General features: G+C 61.9%; 10 protein-coding genes and 1 tRNA gene. 5 read left to right on the forward strand and 6 right to left on the reverse strand.

What is annotated here, in order from left to right:
- Positions 1-13 precede the first annotated feature (13 nt).
- Positions 14-367 carry a dihydrodipicolinate reductase gene (locus tag BHD06_RS03270; RefSeq protein WP_080455512.1) on the forward strand — a complete coding sequence of 118 codons (354 nt, stop codon included), beginning with the start codon at positions 14-16 and terminating at the stop codon, positions 365-367.
- A gap of 22 nt (positions 368-389) precedes the next feature.
- Here BHD06_RS03270 and BHD06_RS03275 read toward each other — a convergent pair whose 3' ends face one another.
- Positions 390-581: a DUF1674 domain-containing protein gene (locus BHD06_RS03275; RefSeq protein ID WP_080455513.1), complete on the reverse strand. Its 192-nt coding sequence runs from the start codon at positions 579-581 to the stop codon at positions 390-392.
- Positions 582-649: 68 nt separating this feature from the next.
- Here BHD06_RS03275 and BHD06_RS03280 point away from each other — a divergent pair, with 68 nt between their 5' ends.
- The gene (locus BHD06_RS03280) at positions 650-1,918 is read left to right on the forward strand and encodes an RsmB/NOP family class I SAM-dependent RNA methyltransferase (RefSeq protein WP_080455514.1); all 1,269 of its coding nucleotides are present in this window, start codon (positions 650-652) and stop codon (positions 1,916-1,918) included.
- Between the two features lie 160 nt (positions 1,919-2,078).
- Here BHD06_RS03280 and BHD06_RS03285 read toward each other — a convergent pair whose 3' ends face one another.
- Positions 2,079-3,149, reverse strand: a complete 1,071-nt coding sequence (locus BHD06_RS03285; protein WP_080455583.1) for an AI-2E family transporter — start codon at positions 3,147-3,149, stop codon at positions 2,079-2,081.
- Positions 3,150-3,361: 212 nt separating this feature from the next.
- On the opposite strand from BHD06_RS03285, the gene BHD06_RS03290 reads away from it, so the two are divergent.
- Together BHD06_RS03290 and BHD06_RS03295 are read left to right on the forward strand one after the other, a co-directional pair.
- Positions 3,362-3,451: transfer RNA gene (locus tag BHD06_RS03290), tRNA-Ser, on the forward strand.
- A 389-nt stretch (positions 3,452-3,840) separates the two neighbouring features.
- Positions 3,841-4,671, forward strand: coding sequence for a DUF3883 domain-containing protein (locus BHD06_RS03295; protein WP_080455515.1), 831 nt, complete (start codon positions 3,841-3,843; stop codon positions 4,669-4,671).
- Between the two features lie 3 nt (positions 4,672-4,674).
- Here the strand turns inward: BHD06_RS03295 and BHD06_RS03300 are convergent, their stop codons facing one another.
- Genes BHD06_RS03300 through BHD06_RS03315 form a run of 4 tightly spaced genes read right to left on the reverse strand, consistent with a single transcriptional unit; the run spans position 4,675 to position 7,095 of the window.
- The gene (locus tag BHD06_RS03300; RefSeq protein ID WP_080455516.1) at positions 4,675-5,055 is read right to left on the reverse strand and encodes a hypothetical protein; all 381 of its coding nucleotides are present in this window, start codon (positions 5,053-5,055) and stop codon (positions 4,675-4,677) included.
- Positions 5,055-6,380: a recombinase family protein gene (locus BHD06_RS03305; RefSeq protein ID WP_080455517.1), complete on the reverse strand. Its 1,326-nt coding sequence runs from the start codon at positions 6,378-6,380 to the stop codon at positions 5,055-5,057. Before BHD06_RS03305 ends, BHD06_RS03300 begins: the two co-directional genes overlap by 1 nt.
- Entirely contained in the window at positions 6,377-6,877 is a 501-nt protein-coding gene (locus BHD06_RS03310) for a DUF2924 domain-containing protein (protein WP_080455518.1), read from the reverse strand. The genes BHD06_RS03305 and BHD06_RS03310 overlap by 4 nt, the downstream gene beginning before the upstream one ends.
- A complete protein-coding gene (locus BHD06_RS03315) occupies positions 6,874-7,095 on the reverse strand; it encodes a hypothetical protein (protein WP_080455519.1) in 222 nt (73 codons plus the stop codon). The genes BHD06_RS03310 and BHD06_RS03315 overlap by 4 nt, the downstream gene beginning before the upstream one ends.
- Before the next feature lie 384 nt (positions 7,096-7,479).
- Here BHD06_RS03315 and BHD06_RS03320 point away from each other — a divergent pair, with 384 nt between their 5' ends.
- On the forward strand, positions 7,480-8,130 hold the full coding sequence (locus tag BHD06_RS03320; protein ID WP_080455520.1) for a DUF4145 domain-containing protein: 651 nt from the start codon (positions 7,480-7,482) through the stop codon (positions 8,128-8,130).
- Positions 8,131-8,253 lie beyond the last annotated feature (123 nt).

Genomic DNA, 8,253 nt, shown 5'->3' on the forward strand with positions numbered 1-8,253 from the left:
GAGGGTTCATGAAATGCGCGCTCTGCTGATTTCCATCCTGTGTCTGGGCCTTGCGGCCCCGGTCGCTGCCGAGGGCTTCAATACAATCACCGAACGTGACCGCTTTGTGTCACTGATCAAGGACCGCGATCTGACACGGTTCGGGATCTCCCTCAATGTCACCCCCGAGGGCCAGATCAAGGGCCGCGCCTTCGGGCGCGACGTGACGGGTACCTGGCAGTGGGACGGCGACTACTTCTGTCGCGATCTTTATTGGGGCAGCACGGAACTGGGTGCCAATTGTCAGGCCGTGCGCCTGCAAGGCAACAAGATACGTTTCACATCAGATCAGGGCAGCGGGCAATACGCGGACCTCTATCTCGAGTAACGCGACCGGAGCGATCCATTTCTCAGAAATCGATGGCGAGTCCCTTTTTTTCCCAATCGCCATAACGCACCGGCTCCAGCCCCTCGCGGCGGCCCCCGAGTTCGGTGGGCAGGTCCGCATTCTGCGCGGCCTTGCGGCGGGCCTCGGCCTCGGCCAGCGCGCGCTGCGCGGCGGGGGGTAAGTCGCGGGTCTCGGAGGTGTCCTCGGTACTCATGGTCGGGCTTTCCTTGTGCGTGTCCCGCTGATATATCGCGCGCCTGCCGTCTCGCCAAGGATCAGACCGTGAAAAAAACCAGCCATTCCGCCCGTTCCGCCGCCGTTTATCTGCTCGATCAGGTACTGGGAGAGGGGCGGCTGATGTCCGAACTTGTCGCAGGTGGCGCGCTCGAGGCGTTGGCCCCGGCGGATCGCGCACGGGCGCAGCGGCTGGCGGCGGACACGCTGCGCGGTTTGGGGCGGGCCGATCGGCTGTTGTCAAAACACCTGCGCAAGCCGCCGCCCTTGCCGGTCTTCAACGTGTTGCGGGCAGGCACGGTGGAACTGGCGCAGGGCGGTGATGCGCATGGCGTGGTCAACGAGGCGGTGGCGATCATCGGGCGGCACCCCCGGCACAACCGCCTCAAGGGTCTGATCAATGCGGTGCTGCGCAAGATGGCCGAGGAGGCCCCCGCAAAGTGGAATGATCTGCGTCAGCCGGGGTTGCCCGATTGGCTGCGCGCGCCTCTGGTGGAGGCGTGGGGCAAGGGCCCCGTCGCGGCGATGGAGCGTGCGCATTTTGTCGGCGCGCCGCTCGATCTGACGGTCAAGAGCGATGCCGAAGCGTGGGCCGCGCGGCTGGGGGGGAACGTGCTGCCTACCGGATCTGTCCGGCTGCGCGAGGCGGGGCAGGTGTCTGCGCTGCCAGGCTATGAGAGCGGCGCGTGGTGGGTACAGGATGCCGCCGCCGCGCTGCCGGTTCAGGTGCTCGATCCAAAGCCGGGTGAGCGGGTGCTCGATCTGTGCGCGGCACCGGGTGGCAAGACGCTGCAACTGGCGGCGCGCGGCGCGCAGGTGACAGCGCTCGACATATCCGAGCGGCGCATGGCGCGGGTGGCGGAGAATCTTGCGCGCACAGGGCTGACGGCTGCGTGCGTGGTGGGCGACGCGCTGGAGCATAAAGGGGCCTATGACGCTGTGTTGCTCGATGCCCCATGTTCGGCCACCGGCACGATCCGCCGTCATCCCGACCTGCCCCATGCCAAGGACGGGTCCGATTTCGGCGCGCTGATCGAACTGCAGGCGGCGATGATCGACCATGCCCTCGGTCTATTGGCGACCGGGGGGCGGCTGGTTTTCTGCACCTGTTCGCTTTTGCCCGACGAGGGGGAGTGTCAGGTCGAGGAGGCACTGGTCCGGCATCCGGGGCTGACGGCTGACCGTGCCGCATTGGAGCGGCCCGGCATCGCGCCAGAATGGGTCACCGAGGAGGGCGGGCTGCGCCTGCGGCCCGATTACTGGTCTGATCTGGCGGGCATGGACGGGTTTTATGTCGCGTGTTTGCGGTGGGGATGAGGGATGCTAGGAATGGCCCAGGCCGCTCCACCGGATCGCCGTCGGTCCCATCACGCTGAGATTCTCACAGACAGGGGCGGCACGGCGGTGCGCGACAAGCGCAAAAAGTCAGACATCCAGTGCCGCCCAATACGCCTGCAATCAATGGTGGGGCCCCCGATCAGGAGGAACGCCGTCTTTCGGCTTTTGGGCGTGCGATGTCGAGGTCGGAGTCGGTTTCCGGCAGCCCTTCCCGCGACAGGAGCACCGCCACCACGCGCAGCCCCGGCACATGGCTGCACACGATCATCAGCGCAACCATGATCGGTACCGCCAGGAACATCCCCGGAATGCCCCAAACCGCCGCCCAGAAGGCGAGGCTGATGATGATGCCAAATGACGACACCCGCAGCGCGCGGCCCATCAGCATCGGGTCGATGATGTTGCCAAAGAAAAACTGGATCGCGCCCACCAGGAGGAAGATCAACAGCGTCAGCGTCCCGTCGGCCAGTTGCACGAAGGCCACCAGCGCGACCAGGACCGTCGCCACGATGGAGCCGATCGAAGGGATGTAATTGAGCACGAAGGTCAGGATCCCGAGGGCCGCCGCCAGATCCAGTTCGAAAAACCGCGCGATACCATAGACCAGCAGTCCTGTGACACCGCTCACCAGGGTCTTGACCAGCAGGTAATAGTTCACCCGGTGAATGATCGAGCCGATGATGCGGCTGACCTTTTCGGCCTGCGCAGCATCGCCGAACAGGCTCTCGAGCTTGGTGCCGAACCAGATCCGCTCGGCAAAGAGGAAACCAACGAAGAGAATGACCAGCACCGTGCCCTGCATCAGGCTTCCCGCCTGTCCCGCGATGGTGCGCAGGTAACCTGCCACCTCGAGCGTCGCCACAGAGTTGAACACCGCCTCTTCGGCATCGGGGCCGAGCCATCGGAACATAGCCGAAATCGCCTGCGGCGCGCGGTCGGTATAGGCCAGCGTGGTCGAGAGCACGGTGTTGGCCTGAGACAGGATGATTGCCGTCAGGCTGAGCAATGCCGCCGAAATCATCAGTAGCGCCACGATGCTCGCCAGCCAATTGGGCACCCGCACCGGCCCCACCCGCATCCGCGCGATGGAATTGATCGCGTCCGAGGTCAGGCTGAACAGGATGATTGCGGTCGCCAGCGAGATCAGCAGGAACCGCGCCTGCACCAGCAGGAACAGCACCACCGCAAAGGCGATGATGATCTGCGCCACGGTGCGAATGCGCTGCAATTCGGGTGCGGGCAGGCCGTCGCGGCCTGGCTTTGGATTTTGGGCTGTCACGGGCGGCTCGTCGCTGATCTTGTCTTTTCGGATGGATATTCGCCCTGAGTATCAGGAAATTTCGGGAAAGATACAATCATCGCAGCATGGCGAAAGACACCCTCTTGCAAATCCCCCGGTCCTGCGTCTAGAAACCGCGCAACGGAGAGGTGGCCGAGTGGTCGAAGGCGCACGCCTGGAAAGTGTGTAGGCGGGAAACCGTCTCGAGGGTTCGAATCCCTCTCTCTCCGCCATTATCCCAATTGCGAACCAGTGACACCGCCTTGACGGGCACGGATTTTCCCGTGTTATCAAAGGGGTTTGCGGAAACCGACCGAACCTCATAGACGCGCCGCCTAGCCGAAGCTGGGCTCAGAATGACCCCCAGTCTCAGTTTGGGCGAACCTCGTCCGTTCCGGTTCGGTCCCGTTTTTCTTCTATCTTTCAATGGTCTGCCGTCGAGCCCCGCCAAAACCCAAAGTCGCGTTCCGAACGACATCAATGGCAACATAGCCAGAACACGCGGTAGGCGCGTTGCTCGGGATGCCAGCGTAAATCGGCGGATTTCTTGGGTTGGTTCGCATCCCATTTCCCCGACGAAACTGCTGATGACAAATGATTTTCGCGTGTCTAGCCTGGCCGCATGTCGAACGGGCCTTGGACAAATACAGAGAATGACCTGATCGTCGCGGATTACTTCGCGATGCTGGCTGCGGACTTCGCTGGCCAGACCTATAACAAGGCCGCGCACAATCGCGATCTTCAGACCCAGATCGACCGCAACCGCAGTTCGATTGAGTTCAAGCACCAGAACATCAGCGCGGTTCTCAGGGCCCTCGGAGAGGACTGGATCCCCGGCTACAAGCCCGCGCAAAACTACCAGGGCACACTGGAAGATGCGGTGGCGCGTTGGCTGGAACTCAACCCCGGCTGGCTGTCTCGTATTGCGGAACGGCCCGCGATGGGCCTACGCGACGCAGCTCAACTCTGGATTGGACCGCCCCCGACGCTCAGCAACCAGCCGCCTCCGGCTGAACTTGAGCAAACCATCGCCACCGCCCGCAAATTCGATGTGGCGGAGCGTGACGAGCGCAACCGCGCGCTTGGCCGGGCGGGAGAAGAACGCGCGCTGGCGCATGAGAAAGCGGTGCTGGCTGGCTCCGGGCGCTCTGATCTTGCTTCAAAGGTGCGATGGGTCTCGGAGGAGGATGGCGATGGCGCAGGGTATGATATCGCCAGTTATGCGCCGGATGGTCGGCCCCGTCTGATCGAAGTGAAGACGACCAACGGCTGGGAACGCACACCATTCCATATCTCTCGCAACGAGCTGGCTGTTGCCGACGAACGGCGGGCGGATTGGTGCCTCATGCGGCTCTATCACTTTGCACGCGAGCCGAAGGCGTTCGAACTGCGCCCGCCGCTCGACGCCCACGTGTCGCTGACCGCCACGAGCTTTCAGGCCAGCTTTCACTGACCCTCAGTCAAACACGCGCCCCGGCTGCTCAACCCATGGCAGCTCCGCCACGCCGCAAAGGTCGAAGATCGACAGTATCGTGGGCTCGCGTCGCAGGACCAGCCGCTCCAGCACCGATGGCGATAGCCAAGCCAGCCGGATCACGCGGCTGACGTATCGGTCGGAGATGCCCTCCGTTCTGGCGAGATCGGCGATGGTGGTGACGTCACCGTGCTCGAGCCTGCGCCGCCAGTCCCACGCCCGGCCGATGGCGCGCAGCAGGCGGGCATCCTGGCCGCGATCCATGGCGACCTCGATCTCCTTGGGTGGCAGGATGCGAGGGCGGCCACCGCGATTGCGCAGGGTGAGTGGGATATGGACGCGGAGGGTCTCGTGCTCTGCCATTATGCCACCTCAGACTTGGCCGGGGCCATGAGTGCCGCAATCGCGCCCAAGCCCTCATGTCGGAGATCGACCGCCAGCCCGGCGTCGCTGGCGGTGACCCGCGCGACCAGAAGCCTGACCACGCGCGCCTGCTCGGCCGGGATCAGCGCCTTCCACATCTCGTCAAACTGCGTGAGCGATGCGCTGATGTCCGCCTCGCGAAGGTCTGGCCGATCCTTGCGCAGGGTACGAGACACCCGCGCGGCGACCTCGGGGGTGCGCAGCAGGCGGCGAATTTCGCCGACCACGGCATCCTCGACCATGCCACCGGGGAGCCGCTGCGGGCCTCGGATCTCGGCCTTGGGCCGTTTCTTGATCGCGTCCATCGAGACATAGTAGCGATAGCGTCGCGTCCCCTTCTTGGTGTGATGGGGCGTCATCGCCACGCCGGTTTCAGTGAAGATCAGCCCGCGCAGCAGCGCCGGTGAGGGTTCCTTGGCAACGGCAACCCGTTTGACGCGATTGTTTGCGATTACATGATGGACGTCGTCCCACAGCGTCTCGTCGATGATCGCGTCGTGCTCGCCGGGATAGGCGTTGCCCTTGTGGACAGCGAGACCGCGATAGACCTTGTTGTGCAGAGTCTTGAGGAGCGAGGTCTTGTCGTAGGGTCTGCCGGTCTTGGTCAGGATCGCGCGCGCGTCCAACTCGCGGATCACCTCCGCCGTGGAACTGGACCGAGCATAGAGCGCGAAGATCGTCCGGACCGTCTCGGCCTCGGCCGGGTCCACGATCAGCTTGCGGCCCTTCACGTTGTAGCCCAGCGGCACCGGCCCGCCCATCCAGATGCCTTTTTTGCGCGAGGCGGCGACCTTGTCGCGGATCCGCTCGCCAATGACTTCGCGTTCGAACTGGGCGAAGCTGAGCAGGATGTTCAGCGTCAGTCGCCCCATCGACGTGGTGGTGTTGAAGGACTGGGTGACAGAAACGAAGGTGACACCGTGCTTGTCGAAGATCTCGACCAGCTTGGAGAAATCCATCAGTGCGCGGCTGAGGCGGTCGATCTTGTAGACCACGACGATGTCGATCAGCCCATCCTCGATGTCGGCAATCAGGTCCTTCAGCGCGGGGCGTTCTAGCGTTCCGCCGGAGAAGCCACCGTCATTGTACCGGTCGCGCAGGCAGACCCAACCCTCGGCCTTCTGGCTGGCGATGTAGGCCTCGCAGGCCTCCCGCTGCGCGTCGAGGCTGTTGAACTCCATGTCGAGCCCTTCCTCGCTCGATTTGCGGGTGTAGATCGCGCAGCGCAGGCGGCGGGGTGGTTGTGGCTGTGGTTGGCGCGTCATTTGCTAATCCTCGGGCGCGGTGTGAAGCCGAAGAACTTCCAGCCGTTCCAGTTTGCGCCGGTGATGGCCCGGGCCGCGCCGGAGAGCGATTTGTACCGGCGCCCCTGCCATTCAAAGCCCTTCGTCAGCACCGTGACTGTGTGCTCGACGCCATTCCACTCACGGACCAGCTTGGTACCCGGCAAAGGACGTCGTGGGTCGGTCATCACCTGACCGGGTTCGCCGGAAGCAACCTCCGCCGCCAGAGAGTCCAGCGTCCGCCGAGTGTCGCGGCCAATGCCGCCAAGGGCCAGTTCTTGGATCCGGTACCCCAGCCGCAGTTCGAGATTCTGTCGGCTGGTGTTCGGCGCGGGCGCATCAAAGATCGCCGCCCATTTCTCGCGCAGCTCCGGCACCGTCATCGTCTTCAGCGCGACCAGGTCCGCCAGGACAGCGTGGCCCTGCGCAGTGCCAAGTGCTGTTCTCTTTCCTACTGATTTCGTTGTACTTCTCGTCATTCGTCCTCTCCAACCCGGGCTCGCAACTGGTGACGACGACGGCGAACAAGGGCGAGGATGTCCAGCGAACTGTCTCCGTCGTGCGGAAAATTCTCGTTTATTTTCGGTGGGTTGGTGCGATCCACGGCTGTGGCGAGGATCTGGGCGAGTTCTGCCAACCGCTCATCGGTGGTTAGCGTTTCGGGCAGAGGGGCGAAATTGACGTCGGTATCGGGCATGGTGGGCGAACCTCAGGAGCTGTTTTGCCCTGTGGTGGCCGCGATGCGGAATGGATTTCAAGTTAAAACAATGGGTTGTCGTGGTTGTGCGAAACCTTGAGAAGTTGATGGTGCGTGGCGTTGCAAACGGATCTGGAAGTGGAAGTGGAAGTGGAAGTGGAAGTCGGCGAGCAGCAGATGTTCACAGTGAGCAACACCTCAAAGGATGCGTTACTGCAGTCGAGAGACCCTACGCAACGGCGGGAGACCGCAGCGCGACGAAGATTTCCTCATTGTAATCCAACCTTTGCCCGGTTTTTATGACAAGACTGACACCGATCGAGCGAGCTAAGAAGCCTGGGGATTCAATCAGGTTTTTGAAAAACAGGCTGGGGTAATTTGAGCATGAAATCTAACGGATCTAACCAACAAGGAGGAGGCTTCGCTTTTCTCCAATCCCTATGGCCTGATCTGTTCGCTCTGGCAGTCGAGGCAGAGAACGCCGTCAATAGTATGCCTGATTTTTCCGCATTGCGATTGCGGGGCTTTACCGAGGCGATGGTCGTCCATATTTTTAAATACATCAACCTGCAGTTAATTGCCGAAGAGAGCCAGTTTGATCGCTTGAAGGTTCTTGAAGAAGATGGATATTTAAACTCCGAGATCCTTTCGAAATTTCATACGATCCGAAAGCTTGGGAACAAAGTTGCCCATAACGGATCAGTTTCGACGTGCCAAGCTGATAGCCTGCTCGAGGATGCATGGTCACTCGCCGCATGGTTCTGTCGCTTCATGCGACCTGAAATCGACTGGCTGACGCCAGGGCGTACTGTGTCCTCGGAGCCGACACCGAATGTGGTAGATGCCCACGAAATCAGCCCAGCGGCGCCTGAACCATGGGGAATCGTAACGCGATTTCCTGAAGAGCGGGTTAAGCGTATTCATGAGCAAGCCAATGCGGCTTTGACGCAACTTGATCCAGAGGTTCGTCAATTACGAACACAGATCACTTTACGCGAAGCCTTCGATGTTGAACTCAATGAGGATCAAGAGTAACCGCGCCATTGGCACCGCCTGCCTGACGCTTGGGCAATGATCTAAGATACGTGTTTAACTACGTCGTTAGCGACGTGTCTTATGCGGGGTCTTTGATGCGTGGAGAAGTTCTTGGGTTGGAGC

This window comes from Roseovarius sp. A-2 (assembly GCF_002072155.1).
Classification (GTDB): Bacteria; Pseudomonadota; Alphaproteobacteria; order Rhodobacterales; family Rhodobacteraceae; genus Roseovarius.

What these genes read in the sequence shown, in the direction of transcription:
- BHD06_RS03270 (WP_080455512.1), top strand. Translation starts at nt 14, where the DNA reads ATGCGCGCTCTGCTGATTTCCATCCTGTGTCTGGGCCTTGCGGCCCCG.
- BHD06_RS03275 (WP_080455513.1), bottom strand. Translation starts at nt 581, where the DNA reads ATGAGTACCGAGGACACCTCCGAGACCCGCGACTTACCCCCCGCCGCG.
- BHD06_RS03295 (WP_080455515.1), top strand. Translation starts at nt 3,841, where the DNA reads ATGTCGAACGGGCCTTGGACAAATACAGAGAATGACCTGATCGTCGCG.
- BHD06_RS03300 (WP_080455516.1), bottom strand. Translation starts at nt 5,055, where the DNA reads ATGGCAGAGCACGAGACCCTCCGCGTCCATATCCCACTCACCCTGCGC.
- BHD06_RS03305 (WP_080455517.1), bottom strand. Translation starts at nt 6,380, where the DNA reads ATGACGCGCCAACCACAGCCACAACCACCCCGCCGCCTGCGCTGCGCG.
- BHD06_RS03310 (WP_080455518.1), bottom strand. Translation starts at nt 6,877, where the DNA reads ATGACGAGAAGTACAACGAAATCAGTAGGAAAGAGAACAGCACTTGGC.
- BHD06_RS03315 (WP_080455519.1), bottom strand. Translation starts at nt 7,095, where the DNA reads ATGCCCGATACCGACGTCAATTTCGCCCCTCTGCCCGAAACGCTAACC.
- BHD06_RS03320 (WP_080455520.1), top strand. Translation starts at nt 7,480, where the DNA reads ATGAAATCTAACGGATCTAACCAACAAGGAGGAGGCTTCGCTTTTCTC.